The 25,834-nt window shown below is 70.8% G+C and carries 21 protein-coding genes; 11 read left to right on the top strand and 10 right to left on the bottom strand.

Annotated elements, in window-relative coordinates:
- Positions 1-325: 325 nt before the first annotated feature.
- Positions 326-1,570 carry a cytochrome P450 gene (locus OOK38_RS02700; RefSeq protein ID WP_266763688.1) on the top strand — a complete coding sequence of 415 codons (1,245 nt, stop codon included), beginning with the start codon at positions 326-328 and terminating at the stop codon, positions 1,568-1,570.
- 106 nt (positions 1,571-1,676) lie between these two features.
- Here OOK38_RS02700 and OOK38_RS02695 read toward each other — a convergent pair whose 3' ends face one another.
- From OOK38_RS02695 to OOK38_RS02675, 5 genes are all read right to left on the bottom strand, one after another.
- Positions 1,677-3,122, bottom strand: a complete 1,446-nt coding sequence (locus tag OOK38_RS02695) for a family 43 glycosylhydrolase (RefSeq protein WP_266763689.1) — start codon at positions 3,120-3,122, stop codon at positions 1,677-1,679.
- A gap of 19 nt (positions 3,123-3,141) precedes the next feature.
- Positions 3,142-4,623 carry a family 43 glycosylhydrolase gene (locus tag OOK38_RS02690; RefSeq protein WP_266763690.1) on the bottom strand — a complete coding sequence of 494 codons (1,482 nt, stop codon included), beginning with the start codon at positions 4,621-4,623 and terminating at the stop codon, positions 3,142-3,144.
- Positions 4,624-5,143: 520 nt separating this feature from the next.
- Positions 5,144-5,866, bottom strand: a complete 723-nt coding sequence (locus OOK38_RS02685; protein WP_266763691.1) for an FAD:protein FMN transferase — start codon at positions 5,864-5,866, stop codon at positions 5,144-5,146.
- A complete protein-coding gene (locus OOK38_RS02680; protein WP_266763692.1) occupies positions 5,867-6,307 on the bottom strand; it encodes an FMN-binding protein in 441 nt (146 codons plus the stop codon).
- 10 nt (positions 6,308-6,317) lie between these two features.
- Positions 6,318-7,655 carry a ferredoxin reductase family protein gene (locus tag OOK38_RS02675; RefSeq protein ID WP_266763693.1) on the bottom strand — a complete coding sequence of 446 codons (1,338 nt, stop codon included), beginning with the start codon at positions 7,653-7,655 and terminating at the stop codon, positions 6,318-6,320.
- 151 nt (positions 7,656-7,806) lie between these two features.
- Here OOK38_RS02675 and OOK38_RS02670 point away from each other — a divergent pair, with 151 nt between their 5' ends.
- Complete coding sequence (locus tag OOK38_RS02670; protein ID WP_266763694.1) at positions 7,807-8,505, top strand: response regulator transcription factor; 699 nt, start codon at positions 7,807-7,809, stop codon at positions 8,503-8,505.
- The gene (locus OOK38_RS02665; protein WP_266848077.1) at positions 8,502-10,007 is read left to right on the top strand and encodes a HAMP domain-containing sensor histidine kinase; all 1,506 of its coding nucleotides are present in this window, start codon (positions 8,502-8,504) and stop codon (positions 10,005-10,007) included. Before OOK38_RS02670 ends, OOK38_RS02665 begins: the two co-directional genes overlap by 4 nt.
- A 24-nt stretch (positions 10,008-10,031) precedes the next feature.
- On the opposite strand, the gene OOK38_RS02660 is transcribed toward OOK38_RS02665, so the two are convergent.
- Together OOK38_RS02660 and OOK38_RS02655 are read right to left on the bottom strand one after the other, a co-directional pair.
- Positions 10,032-11,405 carry a diacylglycerol kinase family protein gene (locus OOK38_RS02660; protein ID WP_266763696.1) on the bottom strand — a complete coding sequence of 458 codons (1,374 nt, stop codon included), beginning with the start codon at positions 11,403-11,405 and terminating at the stop codon, positions 10,032-10,034.
- A 211-nt stretch (positions 11,406-11,616) separates the two neighbouring features.
- On the bottom strand, positions 11,617-12,108 hold the full coding sequence (locus OOK38_RS02655; RefSeq protein WP_266763697.1) for a helix-turn-helix domain-containing protein: 492 nt from the start codon (positions 12,106-12,108) through the stop codon (positions 11,617-11,619).
- A gap of 104 nt (positions 12,109-12,212) precedes the next feature.
- On the opposite strand from OOK38_RS02655, the gene OOK38_RS02650 reads away from it, so the two are divergent.
- From OOK38_RS02650 to OOK38_RS02625, 6 genes are all read left to right on the top strand, one after another.
- The gene (locus OOK38_RS02650) at positions 12,213-12,698 is read left to right on the top strand and encodes a PaaI family thioesterase (protein WP_266763698.1); all 486 of its coding nucleotides are present in this window, start codon (positions 12,213-12,215) and stop codon (positions 12,696-12,698) included.
- 146 nt (positions 12,699-12,844) lie between these two features.
- Complete coding sequence (locus OOK38_RS02645; protein WP_266763699.1) at positions 12,845-13,477, top strand: DUF1345 domain-containing protein; 633 nt, start codon at positions 12,845-12,847, stop codon at positions 13,475-13,477.
- 119 nt (positions 13,478-13,596) lie between these two features.
- Complete coding sequence (locus tag OOK38_RS02640) at positions 13,597-14,646, top strand: Dyp-type peroxidase (protein WP_266763700.1); 1,050 nt, start codon at positions 13,597-13,599, stop codon at positions 14,644-14,646.
- A 2-nt stretch (positions 14,647-14,648) separates the two neighbouring features.
- On the top strand, positions 14,649-15,491 hold the full coding sequence (locus OOK38_RS02635) for a family 1 encapsulin nanocompartment shell protein (protein ID WP_266763701.1): 843 nt from the start codon (positions 14,649-14,651) through the stop codon (positions 15,489-15,491).
- Between the two features lie 235 nt (positions 15,492-15,726).
- Entirely contained in the window at positions 15,727-18,264 is a 2,538-nt protein-coding gene (locus OOK38_RS02630; protein WP_266763702.1) for an ATP-dependent Clp protease ATP-binding subunit, read from the top strand.
- A gap of 93 nt (positions 18,265-18,357) precedes the next feature.
- A complete protein-coding gene (locus tag OOK38_RS02625) occupies positions 18,358-18,636 on the top strand; it encodes a hypothetical protein (protein ID WP_266763703.1) in 279 nt (92 codons plus the stop codon).
- Positions 18,637-18,687: 51 nt separating this feature from the next.
- On the opposite strand, the gene OOK38_RS02620 is transcribed toward OOK38_RS02625, so the two are convergent.
- Positions 18,688-19,170, bottom strand: a complete 483-nt coding sequence (locus tag OOK38_RS02620; RefSeq protein WP_266763704.1) for a GreA/GreB family elongation factor — start codon at positions 19,168-19,170, stop codon at positions 18,688-18,690.
- 263 nt (positions 19,171-19,433) lie between these two features.
- Here OOK38_RS02620 and OOK38_RS02615 point away from each other — a divergent pair, with 263 nt between their 5' ends.
- Positions 19,434-21,746 carry an FdhF/YdeP family oxidoreductase gene (locus tag OOK38_RS02615; RefSeq protein WP_266763705.1) on the top strand — a complete coding sequence of 771 codons (2,313 nt, stop codon included), beginning with the start codon at positions 19,434-19,436 and terminating at the stop codon, positions 21,744-21,746.
- Between the two features lie 93 nt (positions 21,747-21,839).
- Here the strand turns inward: OOK38_RS02615 and OOK38_RS02610 are convergent, their stop codons facing one another.
- Entirely contained in the window at positions 21,840-22,958 is a 1,119-nt protein-coding gene (locus OOK38_RS02610) for a magnesium and cobalt transport protein CorA (RefSeq protein ID WP_266765911.1), read from the bottom strand.
- A 261-nt stretch (positions 22,959-23,219) separates the two neighbouring features.
- Between OOK38_RS02610 and OOK38_RS02605 the strand changes: the two genes are divergently transcribed.
- The gene (locus tag OOK38_RS02605; protein ID WP_266763706.1) at positions 23,220-24,326 is read left to right on the top strand and encodes a winged helix DNA-binding domain-containing protein; all 1,107 of its coding nucleotides are present in this window, start codon (positions 23,220-23,222) and stop codon (positions 24,324-24,326) included.
- Between the two features lie 180 nt (positions 24,327-24,506).
- Here OOK38_RS02605 and OOK38_RS02600 read toward each other — a convergent pair whose 3' ends face one another.
- Positions 24,507-25,298 carry a trypsin-like serine protease gene (locus OOK38_RS02600; RefSeq protein ID WP_266763707.1) on the bottom strand — a complete coding sequence of 264 codons (792 nt, stop codon included), beginning with the start codon at positions 25,296-25,298 and terminating at the stop codon, positions 24,507-24,509.
- Positions 25,299-25,834: the final 536 nt, after the last annotated feature.

The following is a 25,834-nucleotide window of genomic DNA, read 5'->3' as shown; positions in this document are numbered from 1 at the left end:
CGCACGGCGTCTCCCGCACCGCCCGGCAGGCTCGACGCGAGGGCCGGACGGTCGTGTTCTGACGCGGTCGGCGTCTGTCCGAGGCCCGTCGGGCAGTCCTGGCGCCCGGGCCGGGCAGTCTTCGTGCCCGGCGGGGCCGGGCTTTCCCACCCGAGCTCCGGCCTGCCGGGTCGTCAGCAACTCTCTATATCTGTACGGGTGTTGAGGCGTCCTCTCCCTGTTCCGCACCTCGGAGGGAGCCGGGTTACGATGCGGCGGACCGTGATCGACCGTTTGCGCGAGACGCCGCACCTCGACTGGTGACCCACCCGCGACAGGAGCCCACGTGCCGGAGCAGCCTTTCGTCATCGACCCCACCGGCGCCGACATTCACGGGGAGGCCGAGCGGTTACGCGGCCTCCACCGCACCCCACGGGACCAGGGAGGCGCCCCCGCCGCCGCTCTCGTCGAACTCCCGAGCGGGATACCGGCCTGGTTCCCGACCCGGTACGAGACGCTCAAGCAGCTCCTCGCCGACGACCGGGTCTCCAAGGACCCCAACCAGCACTGGCCCGCGTGGATCGACGGCACGTACCGCGAGAGCTGGGTCAGTCTCTGGGTCGGCGTCACCAACATGTTCACCGCGTACGGCGCCAACCACCGCAGGCTGCGCAAGCTCGTCTCCCCCGCGTTCACGAAGCGGCGCACCGACGCGCTGGAGCCCCGTATCGAGGAGATCGCCGCCGATCTCCTCGACCGCATGGCCGAGGCCCCGGGCGAACGGGCCGACCTCCGTTCCGCCTACGCGCACCCGCTCCCGATGCGGGTGATCTGCGAATTGTTCGGCCTGCCGGAGGAGGGGCGCGCCGACATCGCGCGTCTCATCGAGGCGAACATGGACACCACCCTCGGCCCCGAGCAGGCCATGGCCACGTACCGGGAGATCCACGAACTGCTGGACCGGCTCGTCGAGTCGAAGCGGGAGCGCCCGGGCGACGACATGACGACGGCGCTCATCGCCGCCCGTGACGAGGAGGGATCCCAGCTCACCGAGGCGGAGTTGATCGACACGCTCCTGCTCGTCATCGGCGCGGGCCACGAGACGACCGTGAACCTCATCGGCAACGCGGTCCACGCCCTGCTCGCCCACCCCGACCAGCTCGCCCGCGTGTTGTCGGGTGAGATCCCCTGGACCGAGGTCATCGAGGAGACCCTGCGCTGGGCCCCCTCGATCGCCAACCTCCCACTGCGCTACGCCGTCGAGGACATCAAGCTCCCCGACGGCACCCTGATTCCGCGCGGTGACGCGATCCTGGCGACCTACGCGGCGGCCGGCCGTGACCCGCTGCGGCACGGCGAGAGCGCGGCCCGCTTCGACATCACCCGCGTCGACAAGGAGCACCTCGCCTTCGGCCACGGTATCCACTACTGCGTCGGCGCCCCACTGGCCCGGCTGGAGGCCTCGATCGCCCTCCCGGCTCTCTTCGAGCGCTTCCCCACCCTGAGCGCGGACGTGTCGCGGGGGCCGGCGCGCCTCGCCGAGTCATTCATCGGGCACGGCTATCGGACCCTGCCCGTCCGCTGGAGCTGATCACCCGTCGGAGACCGGGGCCGCCGCGCGCGCCCTCGATACCGGGCGACCGGCGGTGCGGGGCCCCGCACCGCCGGTCGCCCGGCATCCGCCCCTGGCGTCCGGTCTACTCGGTGTAGAACGTCGCGTCCGCCTTGGCCGCCGTCGTGTCGGCGGGCTGCACATGGAGCAGGTAGTCGTAGTGACGGACGTACCGGCCCGGGTAGTTGTACGACTCGAACGAGACGCCGGAGGCGGTGTCGGCGAGGCCGGACCGCCGGTGGAAGGTGGCGTCGCTCTTGAATGCGGTGGTGCCGTCGTCCTTCTCCACCCACACCTCGAAGTTCTTGTGACGGAGGTAGTAGCCGGGGTAGTTCGCCGACTCGAGCGAGACGGTGCCGGTGCCCGCGAGGCCGGTCACGACACGGAACTGCGAGTCGGCGAGACTGGTGACGTTCGCCTCGATCTTCGCGCGGAACTCCCAGTGACGGACGTACCGGTCCGGGAAGTTGTACGAGGAGAGGCGGATCGGGGAGACGCCGTCCGCGACCGGGATGCCGAAGGCGGGGGTGCCGTCGGCGTTCCAGTAGATCTTCTGCAGGCGGGTGCGGCGGTTGGGGTCGTTGAGCGGGTCGCCGCTGATGTCCTTGTAGTTGCGGTCGTGGTAGACGACGACGTCCGACCTGCCGTCCTCGGAGACGGTGAACGAGTTGTGGCCGGGACCGTACTGCGAGGTCGCGGCACTGCTCCGGAACACCGGCTGCGAACCCTTCGTCCAGGAACCGGCGTTGAGCAGATCGGCGGAGGAGGACGCGGTCAGCATGCCCAGGCAGTAGTTGGCGTCGGTGGCGCTGGCCGAGTAGGTCAGGAACACCTTGCCGCCGTGCTGGATGACAGCGGGGCCCTCGTTGACCTTGTACCCGACGGTCTCCCAGGACAGCGTGGGCTGCGAGATCTCCACTGGAGTCCCGCTGATGGTCCAGGGGTTGGCCAGCCTGGCGATGAACAGGCTGGTGTTGTTGTCCTCGGCCGGATTGCGCTGCGCCCAGGCGAGATAGCGGACCCCGCCCACGACGAAGGTGGTCGCGTCGAGGGAGAAGGAGGAGACCGGGGTGGCGATCTGTCCCTTCTCCGTCCAGCCGCCGGTCAGCGGGTTCGCGGCGGAGCTCTCCAGGACGTACATCCGGATCGCCCACACGTCGCTGGTCGACCCGGCCGCGAAGTAGACGTACCACTTGCCGTCGATGAAGTGGATCTCCGGTGCCCAGATGTGCGCGCCCATCACACCGCTCGCGTGCTTGGTCCAGATGGTGGTCTCCGGAGCGGTGGCGAGCCCTTGGAGGGTGGTGGCCCGGCGCAGCACGATCTTGTCGTACGTCGGGACCGTCGCGGTGAAGTAGTAGTAACCGTCGGTGTGTTTGAAGATGTGGGGGTCGGCCCGCTGTTCGGCCACCGGGTTGGTGAAGGTCACCGCGGGGGAGGCCGGGGCCGCCGCCTGGGCGGGCGTGCCGGTGGCCAGCAGGGCCAGCGTGGCGAGGACCGCGGTCAGCAGGCGGGCGATGAGATGTCGCATGGTCGTTGCTCTCCCGGTGTCAGACGGTGGGCTTGAGCTGCCACTGCTGGCAGGTGTTGTTCAGCCAGGTCCACTGGCGTACGTCGATGCCGTCGCCGGTACCGCAGCCGGCCACGTCGGCGACCTTGCCGCTGTTCGCGTTGACGATCCGCACGTAGTCGCTTCCGGTGTAAATGAGCCTGAACCGCTGGCAGTTGTTGTTCAGCCAGCTCCACTGGCGGAGGTCGGCGCCGTCGGCGGCGGAGCAGTCGGCGGTGTCCAGGACCTTGCCGGTGGCGGCGTTCACCAGGCGGCTCGTGTCGTCGCCCTGGTCCTCGACGCGCCACTTCTGGTTGGCGCCACCGGTGCAGGTCCACTGGAAGACGTTGGTGCCGTCCGCGGTGTTCGAGCCCTCCACGTCCAGGCACTTGCCGCTGTTGCGGTTCACCACGGTGTACGCCGTGGGGGTCGTGGCCGTCTCCCCGGAGGGGCCCGCCAGCGTGGTGCCGGTCGCGACCGGGGTGCCGAACTCGGGCGTGCCGTCGGCGTTCCAGGTGAACTTCTGCGCCCGGGTCGTACGCCCGTTGCCGCAGCCGCCGCTCGCGGAGCTGTTGGCGTGGTAGACGATCCAGTTCTCGGTGCCGTCGGGCGAGGTGAAGAACCCGTTGTGGCCGGGGCCGTAGACCCCGGCGGCGTCGTCGCGCTGGAAGACCGGGGTCTGCTTCTTGGTCCAGGAGGCGGGGTTGAGCGGATCGGTGCCGGTCAGCTCGAGCCGGCCCAGCTTGTAGTCGGCGGTCTGGCAGTAGCTGGCGGAGTACGTGAGGAAGGTCCGGCCGCCGTGGTAGAGGGGTTCGGGCCCCTCGTTGACGGGGGCGCCGGAGGTCTCCCAGCTCAGTGTGGGGCTGGAGATGACGGTGAAGGCCGAACTGCTCAGCGTGTACGGATTGCTCATCGGCGCGATGACCAGGCTCTGCTTGCTGCCGCCGACCGAGCCGCTGCCCACCAGGTACAGCTTGCCGCCGTACCGGAGAACGCTGGCGTCGATCAGCCAGCCGCCGGGGTCGAGGTTGGAGCCGGTGAGGGTGTTCCTGTAGGTGTACGGGCCCATCGGGTCGGAGCCCGCGCTCTCCAGGACATGGGTGCGCTGGGTGTCGCAGCAGGCGGCCCCGCTCTGCGCTCCCGAGTAGTACAGGTACCACTTGCCGTCGATGAAGTGGATCTCCGGCGCCCAGAAGTTGGCGTTGCGGCCGGAGGTGGTGTCCGACCAGATCCGCACACTGGGGGCGGTGGCGAGCCCGGCCAGCGTCGGAGACTTGCGCATCGTCAGCTCGTTGGTGAACGACGTCGTCACCAGGTAGTAGCTGCCGTTGTAGTACTCCAGCCAGGGATCCGCGCCCTTCTGGGACTTGACCGGGTTCGTGTACGGCCGACCGTCGGCCGCGGCGGCGGGCTGGGTGAGGAAGGAGGCGAGCAGCGCCAGCAGCGCTGCTCCCAGGGCGAACCAGTGGCGGGTGCGGAACATGGTGAGTCCCCTTTGACGGCCCAAGATGTTCGAAATCTCGTACGCTGTGCGGAGGTTCGACCAGAAGATAGGTTTCCGACAGGGGCACGTCAACGCTTCCGGCGTGTTTCGGTGCGAGGCCCTCACGCCGGGCGGCGTCCGCCGCACCGCCCGCGACGGCGGGTTCGCGTGAGGCGCGCCGCCCGCCGCCCGCCGTGCTCACCCGTCACGGGCGTCACCGCCCGCCGTGCTCACCCGTCACGGGCGTCACCGCCCGCCGTGCTCACCCGTCACGGGCGTCACCGCCGGCCGTGCTCACCCGTCACGGGCGCGCCCGCCACGCTCAACCCGCCACGGGCACCCCGCCATGAGCGTCACCGCCCGCCATCCCGCGTCGCCCTGGGCGCCATCGCCCGCCACGCTCAACTCGCCACGGGCGCACCCGCCGTGCTCACCCGCCACGGGCACGCCCGCCGTGCTCACCCCGCCACGGGCGCGCCCGCCACGCTCACCCCGCCATGAGCGTCACCGCCCGCCACGCTCAACTCGCCACGGGAAGACCCGCCGTGCGGAAGACGCGGTGGGCGGTGTCGACCGCGAACACCTCGCAGCCCTCGCGTGAGGCGGCCCACTCGACGCCCTCCGCGCCCAGCGCGAAGGCCGCCGTGGCCGTCGCGTCCGCCTCGGTCAGCGACGGCGCCACGACCGTGACGCTGAGCAGGCCGGTCGCCGGCCGGCCGGTGCGTCCGTCGAGGATGTGGTCGCCCCGCTCGTACCGCGCGGACGTGGCCACCGCCCCGTCGGTGATCTCCAGCACCGTGCACAAGGCGTCGGCCAGTTCCGGGTGGCGTACACCCACTCGCCAAGGGCCGCCGGCGGTCACCACGTCACCACCCGCGTTGAGACAGAACGCGCGCACCCCGGCCGCTGTCAGCAACTCCGCGGCCCGCTGCACCGACCAGCCCTTCACGACCGCGCACGGGTCGAGGCCGCGACCGGGCAGCCGCACGTCGAACGCGCCGCCGCTCGCGACGCGGAACTCCTCGCACAGACCGAGGACTTCGGCCAGATCCGGACTGATCCGGGCCCGGTCCAACTCGCCCCGGCTCAGCCGGGACACCTCGCTGCCGGGCTTGAACGGGCTGAACCGCGCGTCGACTTCACGCAGCCAGGAGAGCACCGGGTCCGCGGTCTCCTCGACGGCGTCCTCGTCGCCGATCAGCAGCGAGACCGGGAAGCCCATGACGTGTTCGACGCGGCGCACTCACGAACCCTTCGCGTCGAGGGCGGCCTGGAGCGACGTCACGTATCCGTCGCTGGTGATCGTGGCGCCCGACACCGTGTCGATGTCGGCACTCTGCGCCTGGAGCGTCTCCTCGATCAGCTTCGGCACGGCCGCGGTGGTCTGCGGGTGGTCCGGCTGCTGGAGCATCCGCACCGAACCGATCGTGTCGCCCTCGAAGGTCACCTCGACCTGAACGACACCCTTCGCGGTGGTGACCGTGCTGCCCCGGACGACTCGCGAGGCCGCGCCCGACGAGGACGACGAGGACGACGAAGGAGAGGAAGAGGACGGCGTCGACGGTGAGTTCGGGGCGGGCTCGGCGGCCTCCGTGGTGGTAGGGGTGTCCTGCGACGGTGCGTAGCGCCACAGCGGGATCAGACCCGCGATCGACAGGGCCACGACAGGCAGTGCTCGTTTCATGGTGTCCCTCTCATCCCGCCAGGCTGAAACGCTCGAAATGGATCTGCGCCTTGGGCACACCCAGATCGCCCAGGGTGCGCAGCACCGCGCTCGTCATGCCGGGCGGCCCGCACACGAAGACATCCCGGTCGGCGACGTCCGGCACCAGCCGGGCGAGCTCGCGCGGCGCCAGCCTGTCCGGCGTCGCCGGGCCGGTCACCACGTGCAGCTCGGCCCCCTTGGCGGCGGCGAGTTCGCGCAGCTCGTCCAGGAGCACGGCGTCCCGGTCGGCGGCCACCCGGTAGATGAGCACCACATGGTCGTGCAGGTCCTCCAGAAGCGCCCGGATCGGGGTGACTCCGACGCCGCCCGCGATGAGCAGCGTCTCCGGACGGGTGCGGTGCAGGGCGGTGAAGGCGCCGTAGGGCCCCTCGGCGAAGACCCGTGTGCCCACCTTCAGATGGCGCAGGGCGGCCGTGCCGTCACCCGCCGTCTTCGCGGTCAGGCGCAGCCGGGTGCCGTCCGGCGCGGCCGACAGGGAGAACGGATTGGCCTGCCACCAGCGGTCCCTGGTGAGGAACCGCCACAGGAAGAACTGGCCCGCCCGGGCGGGCAGCCGGTCGAGGTCGCGTCCGGTGACGTAGATCGACACGACGGTGTCCGACTCCGGTACGACGGCCGAGATCCGCAGCCGGTGACGCAGGTTCCGCGACAGCGGCAGCACCACCCGGCCGACGAGCACCGCGCCGAGCGCCCCGCCCCACAGGGTCCACCAGTACGCCGTGGCCGCGGGAGACGCGGTGAAGGTCGTGCCGGCCGCGACCTGGTGCGTGAACGCCAGCACCACCGCGACATAGGTGTAGAGGTGGATGAAGTGCCAGGTCTCGTACGCCAGGCGGCGCCGGGCCCAGCGGGCCGACACCGCGCCCACCGTCATGATCAGCACCAGGGCGACGAGCGCGCGCAGCACACCCTCGACCGTCGTGGCCAGCTCCACCAGCTCGTCCACCGGGCCCGTCGGGGTCCCCTCGGCATAGCCGAGGACGATGAAGACCACGTGCGACGGCAGCGTCCACAGCAGGCCGAAGCCGACCCAGCGGTGCCAGGACGTCAGCCGGTCCATGCCGATCCGGTGGTCGAGCCAGGGGAGCCGGGCGACGAGCACCAGCTGGAAGGCCATCAGCAGCGCGCCGTACAGGCCGGTGAACCGGCCCAGCACGATCAGCGTGTTCGAGGCGAACCCGGCCCGGACGAAGAACACCGCCACCACGACGGCGTTCGCCGCGAGCAGGGCGTACAGGCCGGTGCGGGCCACCACCCTCGGGCGTATCGCCGTGGGGGGCGGCTGGACGCGGTCGACTGTGGTCACGGAGGGCAGCTCCTCGTTCGGTCGTGGGGATACCGAGCCTGCCGGGTGAGAGCTGTCGTTTTCCTGTCGGCCGACTTTCAAGTGCTTATCGATGTGGATCACCGGCCGCCGCGGCTATGGCGCCGCCCGTCGGGTGAAGCACTATGGGCGGGTGGAAAAAGTGCGCCTCCTGGTCGTGGACGACGACCCTCCGATAGCCGATCTCGTCGCGACGGTCGCCCGCTACGAGGGCTGGGAGGCCGTCACGGCCAACTCCGGCGAGGAGGCGCTGCGCCGGGCCGCCGCGTTCCACCCCGACATCGTGGTGCTCGATCTGATGCTGCCCGGCCTGGACGGATTCGCCGTCCTCGACCGGCTGCGGCAGTCCGGAACGATGGTGCCCGTCGTCTTCCTCACCGCCCGCGACGGAGTCGCCGACCGGGTCGCCGGCCTCACCCGGGGCGGCGACGACTATCTGGTCAAGCCGTTCGCCGTGGAGGAACTCATGGCCCGGCTGCGCACCGTGCTGCGCCGCAGCGCGGGACCCGGCTTCCAGCGCTCCGTGCTCACGGTCGCCGACCTGACCATGGACGAGGACACCCGCGAGGTACGGCGCTCGGGCCGGCTGCTCACGCTCACCCCCACCGAGTACGAGGTGTTGCGCTACCTGATGCGCAAGTCGCCCACCGTCCTCACCAAGGCCCAGATCCTCGACCACGTCTGGGAGTACGGCTTCGGCGGCCGCTCGAACGTCGTCGAACTCGTCGTCAGCCGGCTGCGCCGCAAACTCGACGGCACCGACGACGCAGGGACGGCGCTCATCCACACCGTGCGCGGCGTCGGTTACGTGGTGCGGCAGGTCGCCGCGTGAGGAGCCGGGAGTCACGCGCTCCGTCCGTCCGTCCGCGCGGCTTCCGGGAGACGTATCGCCGGACCCGCCTCGGTACCCGGCTCGCCCTCGGGATGGGCGCGCTGTCGCTCGTCGTGTTCGCCGTCGTGGGCACGGCGCTGACGACGTACATGAGGGACTACCTCGACCGCCAGCTCGGCCAGCAGATGAAGCTCGTCCAGATCGCCCAGTCCAAGGACGCGGCGTCCCACGGCACCGTGCGGCAGCAGCCCTACTACGGCTGGTTCACCGCCGTCTACGACGTCAGGGGCGGCCGGGCCGTGCTCCGTGAACCCGCCGACGTGCCCGCCGACACCGTCGCCCTCACGGCCGCCGCCGAGGCCCTGCCGCCCGAGGGCTCCGCGCACAGCCTGCGGGACGCGCGGATCGACGGAGAGGGCGCCTACAAGCTGCGCGCCTGCGAGGTCGAACCCGGAGTGGTCCTGGTCACCGCCGCGCCCATGGCCGACCTCCAGGGCACCGTACGGCAGCTCATCACCGTCCAGGTCGTGGCGTTCGCCCTCGCCCTGCTGGCACTCGTCGTGGCCGGCCGGGCGGTGCTGCGGCGCGGCCTCCGGCCCATCAGCGACATGGCGCACACCGCCCGGGGCATCACCTCGCACAACCTCACCGGCTCGGCCCGGCTCCCGGTGCGCGCCGGAGGCGGGAAGGGCGGCCCGGAGGTCCAGGAACTGCGCACCGCGTTCAACACCATGCTGGAACACATCGACGACTCGCTCGCCGTGCGCACCGAGGCCGAGCAGCGGCTGCGCCGGTTCGTCGCCGACGCCTCGCACGAACTGCGCACCCCGCTGATGTCCGTACGCGGCTACGCGGACCTCTTCCAGTACGCCGCCGCCAACGAGCCCGCGGAGCGCGAGAAGCACCTGGCCCGGCTGCGTGCCGAGGCGGCCCGGATGGGTGTCCTCCTCGACGACCTGCTGCTGCTCGCCCGGCTGGACGCCGCCGAGGTCGAGACCCCGCTCCGCCTGGAGGAGTCCGACCTCGCCGCGCTGACCCGCGACGCCGTGGACGCCTTCCGCGCGGGCCACCCCGGCCACACCCTGTCGGCGACCGTCGGCCCCGGACCCGTACGGCTGCGTCTGGATCCGCTGCGCATCCGTCAGGTCCTGGACAACCTGCTCACCAACGCCGCGGTGCACACCCCGCCCGGCACCGCGGTGGGCGTCGAACTGTCCGTGTCCACCGACGCGGCGGTCGTCCGCGTCCTCGACTCCGGCGCCGGTATCCCGGACGCCGAGCAGGAACAGGTCTTCGACCGCTTCTACCGCGTCGACAAGGCGCGCAGCCGCGACCGGGGCGGCAGCGGGCTGGGGCTCGCGGTCGCCCGCTCCCTGGTCCTCGCCCACGGCGGCACCGTCGGCCTGTCCAGCGGTCCCGGCCGCACGGTCTTCGCCATCAGTCTTCCGCGCGGTCTCCCGCGCGCCGAGCGCGGTCCCCTCCGTCCCACGGGGGACGGCTGACGGCCCTGCCGGCCGAAGCGGTGCTCAGGGCTTGTCGGTTCGTGGCTCCGGCTTCGGCTTGTGGCCGGGGCGTCGTACGCCGGCCGTGCGGCCCACGAGCATCGCCAGCGCGAGCAGCCGGCGCCAGTCCAGGGTGGGCTGGGCCGCGGGGACGCCCGGCCGCTTCCTCGGGACGCGGACGCGGAGCACGCCCGGCTCGACACGGCAGCGCACCGGGGTGGGCAGGATCATGGCCTCGCCGTCGATGCCGACCTCGAGTTCCTCGCTGTCGCCGCCGACGACCACCTCGCGCGCGGTGAGCACCGAGAGGCCCTGCGGGTCCGGGGAGAGCAGGAGGGCGGCGGCCTCGACGGCGCTGTCCACCTTGACGCCGAGGATGCCCAGCAGTCCCGAGTCGAGCCGCTCGCGGCGGCCCAGACCGGCCGGGTCGTTCGTGCGGTAGGGGTTGTTGCTCACCAGCAGCGCCTGCGGGGCCTCCAGCGTCGTGCCGGCGGCGCGGGCGGTCAGCTGCGGTCCGCGCTGGCGGGTCAGCAGGTCCGGAAGGAGCTGCAGGATGGTGCCGATCTTGTCGTCGCGGTAGGCGGGATCCTGGACGACGGCCGCGTACGCGCCGAACGAGGCGTTGTTGACGAAGGGGTGCTCCCCGGCGAAGCCGAGGTCCACCCGGAGTTCGACCCCGTTCGACAGGGCATCGAGGCAGGTGGAGGGGTCGTCGCGGTCGAGTCCGAGGTCCATGGCGAAGTGGTTGCGGGTGCCGGCCGAGACGACGAGGAACGGGAGACCGTGTTCGGCGGCGACGGCCGCGACGAGCGCCTGCGTCCCGTCGCCGCCCGCGACGCCCAGCAGATCCGCTCCGTCCGCGACCGCCTGCCGGGCCAGCGCGGTGACGTCCTGATGGTGCTCCGGGTCGAGGAGGACGACGCGCGCGCCGAGCCGCTCGGCCTTCTCCACGAGTCCGAACCGTGCCACCTTGCCGCCGCCGGACCGGGGATTCATCAGGACGAAGGGACGCCGTGGCGGTGGGGTGCGGTGCTCCTTCATGGGCCGGACACGGCCGCGGGCACTCCGCAGCGCGTAGCGGCCGCTCCACACCGCGAGGATCCACAGCACGGGGGACAGCAGCAGGGTCCACAGCAGGGTGATCGCGAGGACCACGATGACGGCGATGGGGACGACGACGGCCAGCAGCCCCGCGATCCAGCGCACCAGACCTCGCCGGGTCAGCGTCCACCACAGGGCCGCCGCCGCGACGGCCATGCCCGCGAGCGCGGCGAGGAGGAGCAGGAATCCGCGTACGCCTCCGAAGACGAGCGGCACCGCCACGGCGAGCGCCGCCGCGGCCAGCGAGGCCCTCGCCGCCCACCGTTCGCGGGCCGGCGGCCCCGTCTCCGTGCTCATCGTTCCTCCACTGGTCGGTCCCTCCCGCGCAGCGGTCGCCGTACGAGATGCACCGCTGTGCCGGTCACGCGAACCAGATGCCCGTGCGACGGACGTCCATGTCCGACGTGCTGGGACGGCCCGTACGGGGCCACGCTGCCACGAGCCGGGCTCCGGCACCACGAGGCGGCCCGGTACCGGTCCCGTTTCCTGGCCCGTTCCCCGCCTGGCGTCAGCCGGGCGGGGAGTCGGGCGGGGAGTCGGCGCGCCTCGCCGACGGGCCGGGGCGGGTGCGCGCCTCCGGCGGAATCAGGGCGCCGTGCCCGGCGCCGCAGACGACCGTCGTGCGCACCTCCTCGCCGCAGTCGGCGTGCACGACCTCGAGGGGCGGACCTTCGGGGTCCGCCGTGTAGCGGTCGCCCCACTGCTTGAGGGCGATCATGGCGGGCCACAGTTCCCAGCCCTTGCGGGTGAGCCGGTACTCGTTCCGGGTGCGGCTGCCCGGCTCGCTGTACGGAACGGTCTCCAGGATCCCGGCCGCGACCAGCTTCCGCAGCCGGTCGGCCAGCACGCTCTCGGAGAGCCCGACATGCCGCCGGAAGTCCTCGAAGCGCCGTACGCCGTTCATGGCGTCGCGCAGGACCAGCATCGACCATTTCTCGCCGATCAGGTCGAGCGTCCGCTGGACCGTGCAGTTCTCGGTGCTTGTGTCGAGCCACGTCATGGGCCCCATCGTAGGCTGGCTGTGACATTGACATCCAGACGTGGGACTGGCTAACTTCGAAAAGCAAAGCTAGATCGGGCAACGTCAAGGGAACGGGGAGCGTCATGGGCAGGTCTCGCACGTACGACTGGGAGGACCCGACCGTCTCCGCCGCCGCGGTCGGCCGGTACAGCGGCCTCGACTTCCTCCGCGAGATGCAGGCCGGACGGCTGCCCGCACCGCCGATCTCGGCGACCCTCGGCATGACCCTCGAGGAGGTCGAGCACGGACGCGTGGTCTTCGCTCTGGTCCCGGGGGAGGAGCACTACAACCCCATCGGAAGCGTTCACGGCGGCGTCTACGCCACCCTGCTCGACTCCGCGGCGGGGTGCGCCGTGCAGTCCGTGCTGCCCCCGGGCACCGGATACACCTCACTCGACCTGACCGTGAAGTTCCTGCGGCCGGTCACCGTGGACACCGGCACGGTCCGCGCGGTCGGCACCGTCGTCAGCAGCGGCCGCCGCACGGCCCTCGCCCAGGCCGAGCTCTTCGACGCGGCCGACCGGCTGCTCGCCCACACCACCAGCAGTTGCCTGCTGTTCCCCGTCTGAGAAGCGGCCCCGGAGCGAGCCGGTCCGTCGCCGTCCCAAGGGCGGGCCCGTCCGCCGCCGTCGCCGGCCGGCCCGGCGGAAGCCGGTGCTCCGGGCGGCGGGTTCCGCCGGGCCGACCGGCTGCCACGGGGATACCGTGGCGGTGTATGAGGATGATCCTGCCCCTGGATGCCGTGCCGCGCCTGACGGGCGCGGTCGTTCTCGGCGCACTGGTGGGCGTGGCCGTCGCACTGCCGACCGATGCCATCCTGGGCCTGCTGGCCGGGATCGCCGCCACCGAACTGTTCTTCGTCCTGGCGGGCTGGCTGGTGCTGTGGCCCATGACCGCCGCGGCCACCCGCGACAACACGCGGCGCGAGGACTTCCGGCCCCTGACCGACGAACTCGTGGTGGTCGCGGTCGCCCTGTGCGGGCTGTTCGCCATCGTGCTGCTGCTCGTGCGCGGCCAGGCCGACAACGGCCACGCCGCGGCCGTGACCGCCCTGTTCGGGGTGTTCCTGGCCTGGTCCGCCCTGCATCTGATGTACGCCACCCGCTACGCCTACGTGTACTACGAGGCCGGCGGCGGCATCGACTTCAACGCGGACGACCCGCCCGCGTACCGTGACTTCTTCTACTTCAGCTACAACCTCGGAATGACCTATCAGGTCTCCGACACCGACGTCTCGAGTTCGGCGATCCGCTCGATCGTGCTGAGGCATTCCCTCCTGTCGTACGTCTTCGGCACCAGCATTCTCGCGACGGCCATCAACGTCGTCGTGGGCATCGTGAGCGGCTGAGGGCACCGCCGGCGCGCCCGGTTCCCGCGCGGTTTCCCCCGGGACGAAGCAGGATGGGAGGAGGAACCGACCGGTCCGCGCACGACGGACACCTCCACGTCTCATGAGGAGGCCGACCCTTGGCCGAGCCACAGGCTGTGATCTCCCGACCGGCCAGGGCCACCGTGTTCCTCGTGGTCACCGTCACGCCGGGGCACGAGGACACGGTCCGCGGCCTGCTGGAGGATGTCTCGGGGCTGCGCCGTTCCGTCGCCTTCCGGGCGCCCGGCGACGAGCTCGGCTGCATCGTCGGCATCGGATCGGCGGTCTGGGACCGGCTGTTCGGCGGGCCGCGCCCCCAAGAGCTGCACCCGTTCGTGGAGTTGACGGGGAAGCGGCACCGGGCCCCGTCCACGCCGGGAGATCTCCTGTTCCACCTCCGGGCCCAACGGATGGACCTCTGTTTCGAACTGGCCCGGCTGATCGTGGAACGGCTGGACGGCGCGGTCACGGTGGTCGACGAGGTCCATGGGTTCAAGTACTTCGACGAACGCGACCTGCTCGGTTTCGTCGACGGCAGCGAGAACCCCGAGGGACGGCCCGCCGCCGAAGCCGTGATCGTCGGTGACGAGGACCCCGCGTTCGAGGGCGGCAGTTACGTGATCATCCAAAAGTACCTGCACGACCTGCGGACGTGGAACGCGCTGCCGTCGGACGAGCAGGAGAAGGTCATCGGGCGCACGAAGCTCGCCAACGTCGAACTCCCCGACGACGTCAAGCCGGCCGACTCCCATGTCGCGCTGAACACCATCACCGACGAGGACGGCGGCGAACGCAAGATCGTGCGGGAGAACATGCCGTTCGGCACCCTGGGAGAAGGCGAGTTCGGCACGTTCTTCATCGGATACGCCCGCACCCCCGAGGTGACCGAGCAGATGCTGCGGAACATGTTCCTCGGAGACGGCCGGGCCCCGCACGACCGCATCCTCGACTTCTCGACCGCGATCACCGGATGCCTCTTCCACGTGCCGACCGTGGACTTCCTCGACGACCTCCCCGCCCCTCCGTGCGAACGGGCGGCGGACCTCCCCGCCGGTTCCGACGAGACGGCGGCCGACCTCCCCGCCGGTTCCGGCGAGCCGGCGGCGGCGGACGGCTCACTGGGGATCGGCAGCCTCAAAGGAGCCTGAACATGACCACGCTCGACGGCACCGGCAACCTGCACCGCGAACTCGCCCCCATCACACCCGCGGCCTGGGCCGAGATCGAGGACGAGGCGCGCCGCACCTTCCGGCGCAACCTCGCCGGCCGGCGCGCGGTGGACGTCTCGGGCCCCGATGGCGCCGAACGCGCGGCCGTGGGGACGGGCCACCTGACCGGCATCGACGGGCCGTCACCCGGTGTCACCGCACGGCTGCGCCAGGTGCAGCCCCTGGTCGAGCTGACGGTGCCGTTCAGAGTGAGCCGTGCCGCCGTCGACGACGTCGACCGGGGCGCCAAGGACTCCGACTGGCAGCCGGTCAAGGACGCCGCCCGCACCATGGCCTTCGCCGAGGACCAGACCGTCTTCAACGGGTACGCGGCGGCCGGCATCGACGGTCTTCGCGCCCGCACCTCCAACCCCGTGCTCCGTCTTCCCGCGGAGCCGCGCGACTTCCCGGACGCGGTCAGCCACGCGCTCAGCACCCTCCGTCTGGCGGGCGTGCAGGGCCCGTACGCGCTGCTGCTGGGGGCGGAGGCGTACACGGCGGTCAGCGAGACCTCCGACCACGGCTACCCCATCGCCGCCCACCTCGGCCGGATGCTCGACGGCCGGCTGATCTGGGCCCCCGCCATGGAGGGGGCCTTCCTGCTCACCACCCGGGGCGGCGACTACGAGCTGCGGCTCGGTGAGGATCTCGCCATCGGCTACACGGCCCACGACTCCCTCGGCATCGACCTGTACTTCCGCCAGACCCTGACGTTCCTGGTCCACACGGACGAGGCCGTGGTGGCCCTCGACCCGTGGAGCGACGCGAGCACGGACACGGCCTGACCCTGCCGGGAGCGGGTTCCGGCCCCCGGTTCCGCCCTGCCGGGAAGCGGGGCCGGGCCCGGATTCCGTGCCCGTTCTCCGGAGTCCGTCAACGCACCTTTCCCTGCGGCGATTTGCCGTTTCGCCAAGGCATTTCCGCAGGTCATGGCCTTGGTGTCGCGGATGGCCGCTCCGGTTGCGGAGCAATAGGCGCCGCGAAATGGTGGAAGGACTCACACCGCTCCGGGAGCTGCCCATGTCGATGTCGTCGTACGGTTTCGGCGCGTCCGATCCCTTCGGTGAAATGCTGAACCGCTTCTTCGGGATGTCGCCCGCGTCATCACCCCCGGCGGTGCAGCGAGTGCCCATCGGACGACTGCTGACAGAGTCCTCGCAGGAACTCCTCAACCTGGCCGCACAGCGCGCCCTGCAGGACGGCTCGTCCGATCTCGACACGGAGCACCTGCTCTGGGCCGCCACGCGAGTGGAACCGTCGCGCTCGCTGCTGGCCCGGGCGGACGTGGATCCCGACACCCTCGCCTCCCAGCTGGCCGAGGTGCTTCCCCGGGAGACCAGCGAACCGTCCTCGGAACCGGGCCTCACCCCGGCGGCCAAACGCACCCTCGCCACCGCGTTCGCCCGCTCGCAGGCGGCCGGTGTGTCCTACATCGGCCCCGAGCACATCCTCGGCGCCCTGCTGGGCGACGCCGACACCGGCGCCGCCCAGCTGCTGCGTGCCGAGGGGCAGGACGCGCAGAAGCTGGCGGGCCTCACGGAACGGGCCGCCCGCCCGGACAGCCGTCCCGCCGAGCCAGACAAGCCCGCCACGACCCTGGACGAGTTCGGACGGGACCTGACGGAAGAGGCGAAGGCCGGGCGGCTCGACCCGGTGGTCGGACGGGCCGAGCAGATCGAGCAGACCATCGAGATCCTCTCGCGACGGTCCAAGAACAACCCCGTGCTCATCGGAGAGCCGGGCGTCGGAAAGACCGCGATCGTCGAGGGACTCGCGCAGCGCATCGTGTCCGGCGATGTTCCCGACACCCTGAAGGGCAAGCGCGTCGTCTCGCTCGATCTGTCCGGCCTGGTGGCGGGTGCCCAGTACCGCGGGCAGTTCGAGGAGCGGCTGAAGAAGGTCATCGAGGACGTCCAGGCGTCGGACGGAGAGATCATCCTCTTCATCGACGAACTGCACACGGTCGTCGGCGCGGGCGCGACCGGCGAGGGCTCGATGGACGCGGGCAACATGCTCAAACCCGCCCTCGCCCGCGGAGAACTGCACGTGGTGGGTGCGACGACCATCGACGAGTACCGCAAGTACGTCGAGAAGGACGCCGCGCTCGAACGGCGCTTCCAGCCGGTGATGGTTCCGGAGCCGACGGTCGAGGAGACCGTGCAGATCCTGGAGGGACTGCGCGACGCGTACGAGGCGCACCACCAGGTCCGCTTCGCCGACGGCGCCCTGGCCGCCGCGGCGGAACTCTCCGACCGGTACATCAGCGACCGGTTCCTGCCCGACAAGGCGATCGACGTGATGGACCAGGCGGGCGCGCGGGTGCGGCTGCGCGGCGCCGGCCGCTCGACCGAGGTCGCCGAACGCGAGGACCGCATCGCGAAACTGCGCCGTGAACGCGATCAGGCCGTCGGTGCCGAGGACTTCGAGCGCGCGGGAGAGCTGAAGGGGCGGATCGCCGAGGCGGAGGGCGAGCTCGCGGGGATCGAGGAGCGGCGCGCCGGTGTCGTGTCCGTGACCGCCCGCGACATCGCGGACATCGTCTCCCGGCGCACCGGCATCCCGGTGTCCCAACTCACCGCCAGCGAGAAGGAGAAGCTCCTCAAGCTGGAGGAGGAGATGCACGCCCGTATCGTCGGCCAGGACGAGGCGGTCACCGCCGTCTCGCAGGCGGTACGCCGCAACAGGGCGGGCATGGGCGACCCGAACCGACCCGTGGGTTCCTTCCTCTTCCTCGGCCCCACCGGCGTGGGCAAGACGGAGCTGGCCAAGACCCTCGCGGAGCTGCTGTTCGGCGACGAGAACCGCATGATCCGCTTCGACATGAGCGAGTTCCAGGAGAAGCACACGGTCGCGCGTCTCGTCGGAGCGCCTCCGGGATACGTCGGCTATGACGAAGCGGGCCAGCTCACCGAGAAGGTCCGCAGGCAGCCGTACAGCGTGGTCCTGTTCGACGAGGTGGAGAAGGCGCACCCCGATGTCTTCAACACGCTGCTCCAGATCCTCGACGACGGGCGCCTCACGGACGGCCAGGGCCGCACCGTCGACTTCCGGCACTGCGTCGTGATCATGACGTCCAACATCGGCGCCCACCGCATCCTCGACCACAAGGGGGACGTGTCCGAGCTCAAGGACGCGTTGATGGGCGAACTGCGGACCCGGTTCCTGCCCGAGTTCCTCAACCGCATCGACGACATCATCATCTTCCACAGCCTCACCGAGGACGACCTGGCGGAGATCGTCGGTCATCTGCTCGGGCAGAGCGAACGCCGGGTGCACGCGCAGGGCATGAAGCTCGAGGTGACGGAGGCGGCCAAGAAGCTGCTGATCGCCCATGGTCATCAACCGGAGTTCGGCGCGCGCCCGTTGCGGCGCACGATCCAGACGGAACTCGACAACGGCATCGCGGAGCTGCTGCTCGGTGGCGAGGCCGAACCCGGCGACACGATCGTCGCCGACGGACGGGACGGCTCGGTCCACTGCACCGTGCGCAAGGGCGCCCCGGGCAACGGCCCGGAGCGGGACAGCGGGCAGACCGCCGGCGAAACGGCGAACGAGTAAGGAACGTACGACGAAGGACGGGACGGAGGACTCCTGACATCGAAGGCGTACCCGGGCGCGTGAACGCCGGGTAGTCAGTTGAGGAGGCGGCGCATGACGCACCACAAGTCCAACCGGGATGTCGAAGGCGATCCGGAGCACGCCCACAACAGGGGAATGCCCCTGCGGGTGAACGACGACGAGCTGTACGCGCGGACCGAGCGCGAGCGGCGGGAAGCCGGTCTGGTGGCCGGTCCGACGGAGGACCCCGAATCCGCGTACAGGAGAGAGCGCGAGGAGATCGACCTCGAGGTGGGCGCCGGCCGGATTCCGACGGGCAACGTCACCCGGCGGTCCCGGGACCCCTTCCCGCCCTCCCGCTACGAGTACTAGCGGGGCCGCCTGCCCGCTACGGGAACTGACGGGACCGGTCGGTCGCCGCGGTCAGCCGCTGCGCTCGGGTGACTCGCCCAGCGAGACCACCACGGCGCTCGCGGGCCCGTCGGGTGCCTCGAAGCTCACGGTGTCTCCCGCCCGGTGGCCGAGCAGTGCGCTGCCGAGCGGGCTGTCGGCCGTGACGAGCGTCCGGTCCAACACCGCGGCGGTCTCGCCGATTTGAACGGTCTCCACCGTGCCGTCCGAGAACCGCACGGTGACCGTGCTGCCCACGCCGACCAGGTCGGTGGGCGGCGGGCCGGCCGACTCCGCCTGACGGAGGCGTGTGGTGATGTCGGAGATACGGTCGTCCAGCCGCCGGAGATCGTCGGCGCGCTGCAACTCGTCCGCTTCGTCGGCGCTGTCGCCCACCTCCGCGTCGGAGTCCCGCAGGGTCGCCGCGACCGTTCCCCGCTCGGTGCGGAGGTCGGCGAGTTCCTGCTCGAGAGCGTGCCGGGCAGCCTCGCTGATCGGCGCGGGTTCGCTGGGCATGCCTGCTCCTGGGGGAGGGGGTCGAAGGATGAGTTGAATGGAACTATTGACAGCATATCCGTGCATTTCGAGGCATTATCGGGTCGAATCGCGACGATATGTGATGTATGGAATCGTGGATCCCCGGAGTTCAGGACGCTTCCCGATGTCCTGCGAGTGAGGGAGGTTCCCATGTCCTCGAAGCGACGCCGGAAGAAGAAGAGCCGCCGCAAGCACGCCGCGAATCACGGACGACGACCCCAGTCCTAGGCTCGGTGAGACTCTTGAACGCATCCCAGGACGGCCAGGAGGGCCTGGAGTCCCGTGTGGGGCCCGACCCCCAGGGTGAACCGGAATTCCATCCGTACCATCACCCCGCCGCCGGCTGGGGTGCGGCCAAGAGCGTGAGCCGCTTCCTGGTGCGCGAACGCGCCCTCGTGGACGGCCCGCGGGCGATCATGCGCATGAACCACGAGAACACGGGCTTCGACTGCCCCGGATGCGCGTGGCCCGACGACACCAAGGGCCTGCACCTGGACATCTGCGAGAACGGCATCAAGCACGTCACCTGGGAGATGACCGGCAAGCGGGTCGGCCGGGAGTTCTTCGCCGCCCACTCGGTGACCGAACTCTTCGGCTGGAGCGACTACGCCCTGGAGGACCAGGGCCGGCTGACCGAGCCGATGGTCTACGACCCGGAGTCGGACCACTATGTGCCGATCAGCTGGCGCGACGCGTTCGAACTGGTCGGCCGTGTCCTGCGGGAACTCGACGATCCGAACCAGGCGTCGTACTACACCTCCGGCCGCCTCGGCAACGAGGCCACGTTCCTCTATCAGCTGATGGCCCGTGAACTGGGCACGAACAACCTGCCCGACTGCTCGAACATGTGCCACGAAGCCAGTGGCCGCGCTCTCCAGGCGTCCCTGGGCACCGGCAAGGGGACCGCCGACCTCAAGGACTGGGAGACCACCGACGCCCTGTTCATCATGGGCGTCAACGCCGCCTCCAACGCGCCCAGGATGCTCACCGCGCTGGCCGAGGCCTACCACCGCGGCGCCCAGATCGTGCACGTCAACCCACTGGTCGAGGCGGCCGCCACCCGCACCATCGTTCCGCACGACTTCACGGACATGGCCCTCTTCAAGTCCACCCGGACCAGCACCCTGAACCTCCAGCCCCGCATCGGCGGCGACATGGCGCTCCTGCGCGGCATGGCCAAGGCGATCCTGGAGCAGTCCGGGACCGACCCCAAGGCCGTCGACCAGGAGTTCATCGACCGCCACACGGCGTTCTTCGACGAGTACCGCGCGGTGTGCGAGGCCACGTCCTGGGACGAGATCGAGCTCCAGTCCGGGATCGACCGGGACGGCATCCTCAAGGCCGCCCGCGTCTACCGCGACGCCGACCGTTCCATCATCAGCTGGTGTCTCGGTGTCAGCCAGCACGAACACGGCGTCGACACCGTGCGAGAGATCGTCAACCTCCTTCTGCTGCGCGGCAATCTGGGCCGGGAAGGCGCCGGTCCTTCGCCGGTGCGCGGCCACAGCAACGTCCAGGGCAACCGGACGTGCGGCATCGACCACCGCCCCAGTGAGGAGTTCCTGTACCGGCTGGCCGAGGTCTGCAAGATCGACCCGCCCCGCGAGCACGGCATGGACACGGTGGCCACCATCCACGCCATGCACCGCGGCGACGTGAAGGTGTTCGTCGGCATGGGCGGCAACTTCGCGCTCGCCGCGCCCGACACCCCGTACACCTACGCGGCGCTGCGCAACTGCGACCTCACGGTCCAGGTGAGCACCAAGCTCAACCGCAGCCACCTCGTCCACGGCCGCCGGGCGCTCATCCTGCCGTGCCTGGGCCGGACCGAGAAGGACCACCAGCGAGGCGGCGTCCAGAGCACCTCGGTCGAGGACTCGATGAGCATGGTCCACCTGTCCGTCGGCATGAAGCGCCCCGCCTCCAAGCACCTGCTGTCCGAGCCCGCGATCATCGCCGGAATGGCCCGCGCCGCCCTTCCGGACAGCGAGACTCCGTGGGAGTGGTACATCGAGGACTACGACCGCATCCGCGACACGATGGCGCGGGCCCTCGACGGATTCGAGGACTGCAACCGCCGCGTGCGGCTTCCGCTCGGCTTCCGCATCAAACAGCCCGCTCGCGAACTGGTCTTCCTCACTCCGACGGGACGCGCCGAGTTCTCCACGGCCTCACTGCCCGACGTGGTCCCCGCTCCCGGCACGCTGGCGCTCGGCACCATGCGCTCCCACGACCAGTGGAACACGACGATCTACTCGGACAACGACCGCTACCGGGGCGTCAAGAACCTGCGCACACTCGTCTTCATGAACGAGGACGACATGCGCGAACGCGGCATCTCCGAGTTCGCCCCGGTCGACATCGTCAGCACCGCCAAGGACGGCAGCCACCGCGGTCTGGACGGCTACCTGGCCATTCCCTACGACATCCCGCGCGGCTGCGCGGCCGGGTACATGCCGGAGATGAACGTGCTGTGCGCGATCGGCGACTACAGCCTCCAGAGCGACCAGCCCCTGATGAAACACGTCAAGGTCACCATCGCGCCGGCGGGTTGAGCCTTCCACGCTCCCGGGACAGGTGTCCCTGCTCCCGGAACAGGCGTCCCAACTCCCGGAACAGGGGTCCCGGGACGGTCTCGCGGGGCCGGCTCAGAGCCAGTGGCGTCGCTTGAAGATGAAGTACAGGCTCACGCACACCACGCCCATCAGGCCGATGGCGAACGGGTAGCCGAAGCGCCAGGTCAGTTCCGGCATATGGTTGAAGTTCATGCCGTAGATCGTGCCGACGAGGGTCGGGGCGAAGAGGATGGCGGCCCACGAGGAGATCTTCTTGATCTCCTCGTTCTGTTCGAAGCCCGCCTCCGCCAACGCGCGCATCTCGGCGTTCTGTTGCTGGGTGACCAGCGTCGCGTTGACGGTGAGGATGTCGGTGAGGGCCTGGCGGAAACCGTCGACGCGTTCGCTGGTGTGGGTGACGTGGTCGGCGACGTCGCGAAGGTAGCGCTGGAGTTCCTCGTCCGTGCCGTACTTGGCGAAACCGGCCATCAGACTGTGCAGCATGCCGACCAGCGGGCGGGTGGCGCGCTGGAACTCGACCATCTCGCGGGAGAGTTCGTAGATACGGCGGGAGACCGCGGGGTCACCGCGGAAGACCTCGGTCTCGATCTCGTCGATGTCGTTCTGGACACCGAAGACCACCGGGACGTAACCGTCGACGACGGAGTCGAGGATCGCGTAGAGCACGGCCTCCGGGCCGAGTCTCAGCAGTTCCGGGCTGTCCTCCATGCGGCGGCGCACCGCCGAGAGGTCCGGCGCCGCGCCGTGCCGGACCGTGATCACGAAGTCCGGCCCCACGAACACGTGCAGCTCGCCGAAGTCGACCTCCTCGACCGCGTCCAGATAGCGGGCGGCGCTCAGGACGACGAAGAGCGTCTCGCCGTAGCGCTCCAGCTTCGGACGCTGATGCGCTTCCATCGCGTCCTCGACGGACAGCGGATGCAGGTCGAACTCGGCTGCCAGCGAGAGGAGTTCGGCCTCCGTCGGACGGGCAAGACCGATCCACGCCATCCCTGACGGCTGCTCGCGCAGCTCACGGAACGTCTCGGCCAGGGACGCGGGCGTCGACACCCGCACCCCGTCGCGGTACAGCGCGGCCTGGACGACGCTGGCGACCTCGGCGGGTTCGGGCGCGGGGGGAGTCTCCTTCGGTGCCGGCGGCGGCGGGGGCGGCGCCGACGGCGGGGTCAGGGCGCGCCGCCAGACGGACATCCGGCCGGCCTTCGCACCCCTCGGACCCCCGGAGTTCTTCGCCTCCGAGGAGCTGTCCGTGTCCCCTGTGCCCTTCCCGTTGTTCGAGGCTGAGTGGGCGCGTCGCTCGGACATCGCGGCTGCCTCCAGGGTCGAACGTACGTCTGTGTGATCACGGAGCAGGATATACGGGGCAAACGATCCCCGGGTGTCCGGCGGCATCGGGATCGCGGTGGGAGTTGCGGACAGAAGGTGTCCGCGAGGGGCGCTAGCGTGCCGGGTATGACGAAGACGACCGCGACGGCCCCCGTGCTCGGCACCCGCGCCCTCAACCGCGCGACCCTCGACCGTCAGCTGCTGCTGCGCCGCTCCCCGCTGTCCGCGACGGCCGCGGTCGGGCACCTCCTCGGCCTCCAGGCACAGAACGTGAAGCCGCCGTACTACGCCCTCGCCGCCCGGGTGGACGGGTTCCGGCCCGAGCACCTGTCGGCCGCCATGGACGCGCGCCAGGCCGTCCGGATCGTCACCATGCGCTCCACCATCCACACGCACACCGCCGAGGACGCCCTCACCCTGCGTCCGCTGGTGCAGGCCGCCCGCGACCGTGAGCTGGGCCAGTTCCGCAAGGGGCTCGCCGGCGTCGACCTGGACCGGCTCGCCGCGATCAGCCGTGAACTGGTGGAAACCGAGCCGCGCACCATGAAGCAGTTGCGGGAGGCGCTGCTCACCGAGTGGCCGGACGCCGACCCGTTCGCCCTCTCCATCGCGGCCCGCTGCACCCTGCCGCTCGTCCAGGTCACCCCGCGCGGTCTGTGGGGCCGGAGCGGCCAGGTCGCCCTCACCACCGCTGAGCACTGGCTGGGCCGCGCCGCCGAGCCGGTCCCGGCGCCGGACGCGACCGTGCTGCGCTATCTGGCCGCCTTCGGCCCCGCCTCGGTCAAGGACATGCAGACCTGGGCCGGTCTGACCCGGCTCCGCGAGGTCTTCGAGCGGCTCCGGTCCCGGCTCGTCACGTTCCGCGACGAGAACGGAGCGGAACTTTTCGACCTCCCCGACGCGTCCCGCCCGGACGCGGACACCCCGGCCCCGCCCCGCTTCCTGCCCGAGTTCGACAATCTGCTCCTGTCCCACGCCGACCGCTCCCGGGTCGTGCCGGCCGACCTCAAGGGGCGCACCTGGCAGGGCAATCAGGCCTACAGCACCCTGCTGGTCGACGGATTCCTGTCCGGCCTGTGGAAGCTGGAGGAGGGCGCGCTCGTCGTCGAACCCTTCGGCCGGCTCACGAAGACACAGCGGGACGAGGTCACGGCCGAGGGGGAGCGGATGCTCGCGGCGATGCACGAGGGGGAGGGGTACGACGTCAGGTTCGGCACGGTCGCCCGGCCCTGAGGCCACTTGCGCGAGGGTGCGCGACCCGAGGTGCCGGCGGACGGACAGGGCACTGCGGGGAAGCCGTCCGCCGGCAAGTGTGAGGGCCGGGAAGTGGATGAGGGGCGTTGCGGGCCGCTCGTGGAGGCCCGCAACGCCCCCCGGTATTTACCTGAGGGGTACTCAGGAGATCATCGGTGACTACGAGTTGACCTGCGTGGTCACCAGGCTGGAGAACGTCGTCAGGCGGGTGTAGACACCCGGGTAGCCGGCCTCCGCGCAGCCCTCGCCCCAGGACGTGATGCCGGCCAGCACCCCGCCGATGAGGAGCGGGCCGCCGCTGTCGCCCTGGCAGGTGTCGACGCCGCCGGAGGTGTACCCGGCGCAGACCATGTCGGTGGCCACGAAGTCGGAGCCGTACGAGCTCGCGCAGCTGGAGTTGGACACGATCGGGACGGTCGCGGTGCGCAGCTGGTTGGAGGAGCTGCCGTTCTCCGAGGTGGTGCCCCAGCCGATGATGCGGGCCGTGGCGCCGGTCGCGTACACGCCGGTGTCCGAGGAGGAGACGTACTTCGCCGTCGTGTACGACATCGACGTCGACAGGGTCAGTACGGCCACGTCGTCGCCGTTGGTGGCGTCCGTGTAGCCGGGGTTGATCCAGATCTTGCTGACCTTGCTGACGGTGCCGTTCGTGCCGTTGAGGTACGTTCTTCCGCCCACGACGCGGACGCTGCTGGTGGTCTCGCCCACCATGCAGTGGGCCGCGGTCACGACCTTGTTGGCGGCGACCAGGGTGCCTCCGCAGAACTGGTTCTGCGAGGCGTCGGTGATCTGCATCATGAACGGGTACGCGGTCGTCGTGGTCGTCGTACCGCCGACGATCGGCTGGGGCGCGGCTGCGGCGGAGGGGGCGCCGAGCAGGGCGGTAGCGGCGGCGGCAGCGGTCGCCGCGCAGACAGCGGCGGTCTTCTTGGCGCGGTTGAGCCCGAACATGGGTCTCCTTGGAGGTTGCCGGTGGGGGGACGCACGGGTGTGGGGGGTGAGGCACGACGCCTGTGGGTGGGGCGCCGTGTGCCCGAGCGAGCGGCACGCCCACACGCTAGGGCGTGAGACCGCTCTCACCAATGAGGGAACCCCCTAGTGGGCGTGGGGGAGGGAAAACCCTTGCCCGGGGCGAGCCGTGTTTGACACGGGCACAGCCCGGTTGTTCCCGGCCCGGGCGCCACGTCCGCTGACGTCCATTCAGCCGAAGCGACCGGCCCCGCCCCGGCCCCTCACCGAGGCCGACTGGCCTACTTGCCCAACCGGTTCTGAGCGGCCCGCACCGGCGCCTCCCCGAGTCCGAGGCGCCCGGCCCCGGCCTCGCACCGAGGCCGACTGGCCCGCTCCGGAGCCTCACCGGCTCTGGAGCGGCGGCGTCCTGGAACCCAACCGGCTCTGAGCGGCCCGCACCGGCGCCTCCCCGAGGGTGGCCGAAGGCCAGTGGTACCGGATGCTGACGCCGATGTTCCCGCACGGCGAGGCGCCCC

It is taken from the genome of Streptomyces sp. NBC_00568 (genome assembly GCF_026341855.1).
Taxonomy (GTDB): domain Bacteria; phylum Actinomycetota; class Actinomycetes; order Streptomycetales; family Streptomycetaceae; genus Streptomyces.
The sequence above is the reverse complement of the archived record's forward strand: the minus strand, read 5'-3'. Positions and strand labels throughout refer to the sequence as shown.

Bases quoted from the DNA above. Each gene is read 5' to 3' on its own strand.
- OOK38_RS02695 (WP_266763689.1), bottom strand. From the start codon at position 3,122: ATGCGACATCTCATCGCCCGCCTGCTGACCGCGGTCCTCGCCACGCTG.
- OOK38_RS02690 (WP_266763690.1), bottom strand. From the start codon at position 4,623: ATGTTCCGCACCCGCCACTGGTTCGCCCTGGGAGCAGCGCTGCTGGCG.
- OOK38_RS02680 (WP_266763692.1), bottom strand. From the start codon at position 6,307: ATGAAACGAGCACTGCCTGTCGTGGCCCTGTCGATCGCGGGTCTGATC.
- OOK38_RS02660 (WP_266763696.1), bottom strand. From the start codon at position 11,405: ATGAGCACGGAGACGGGGCCGCCGGCCCGCGAACGGTGGGCGGCGAGG.
- OOK38_RS02655 (WP_266763697.1), bottom strand. From the start codon at position 12,108: ATGACGTGGCTCGACACAAGCACCGAGAACTGCACGGTCCAGCGGACG.
- OOK38_RS02650 (WP_266763698.1), top strand. From the start codon at position 12,213: ATGGGCAGGTCTCGCACGTACGACTGGGAGGACCCGACCGTCTCCGCC.
- OOK38_RS02645 (WP_266763699.1), top strand. From the start codon at position 12,845: ATGAGGATGATCCTGCCCCTGGATGCCGTGCCGCGCCTGACGGGCGCG.
- OOK38_RS02635 (WP_266763701.1), top strand. From the start codon at position 14,649: ATGACCACGCTCGACGGCACCGGCAACCTGCACCGCGAACTCGCCCCC.
- OOK38_RS02630 (WP_266763702.1), top strand. From the start codon at position 15,727: ATGTCGATGTCGTCGTACGGTTTCGGCGCGTCCGATCCCTTCGGTGAA.
- OOK38_RS02625 (WP_266763703.1), top strand. From the start codon at position 18,358: ATGACGCACCACAAGTCCAACCGGGATGTCGAAGGCGATCCGGAGCAC.
- OOK38_RS02620 (WP_266763704.1), bottom strand. From the start codon at position 19,170: ATGCCCAGCGAACCCGCGCCGATCAGCGAGGCTGCCCGGCACGCTCTC.
- OOK38_RS02610 (WP_266765911.1), bottom strand. From the start codon at position 22,958: ATGTCCGTCTGGCGGCGCGCCCTGACCCCGCCGTCGGCGCCGCCCCCG.
- OOK38_RS02605 (WP_266763706.1), top strand. From the start codon at position 23,220: ATGACGAAGACGACCGCGACGGCCCCCGTGCTCGGCACCCGCGCCCTC.
- OOK38_RS02600 (WP_266763707.1), bottom strand. From the start codon at position 25,298: ATGTTCGGGCTCAACCGCGCCAAGAAGACCGCCGCTGTCTGCGCGGCG.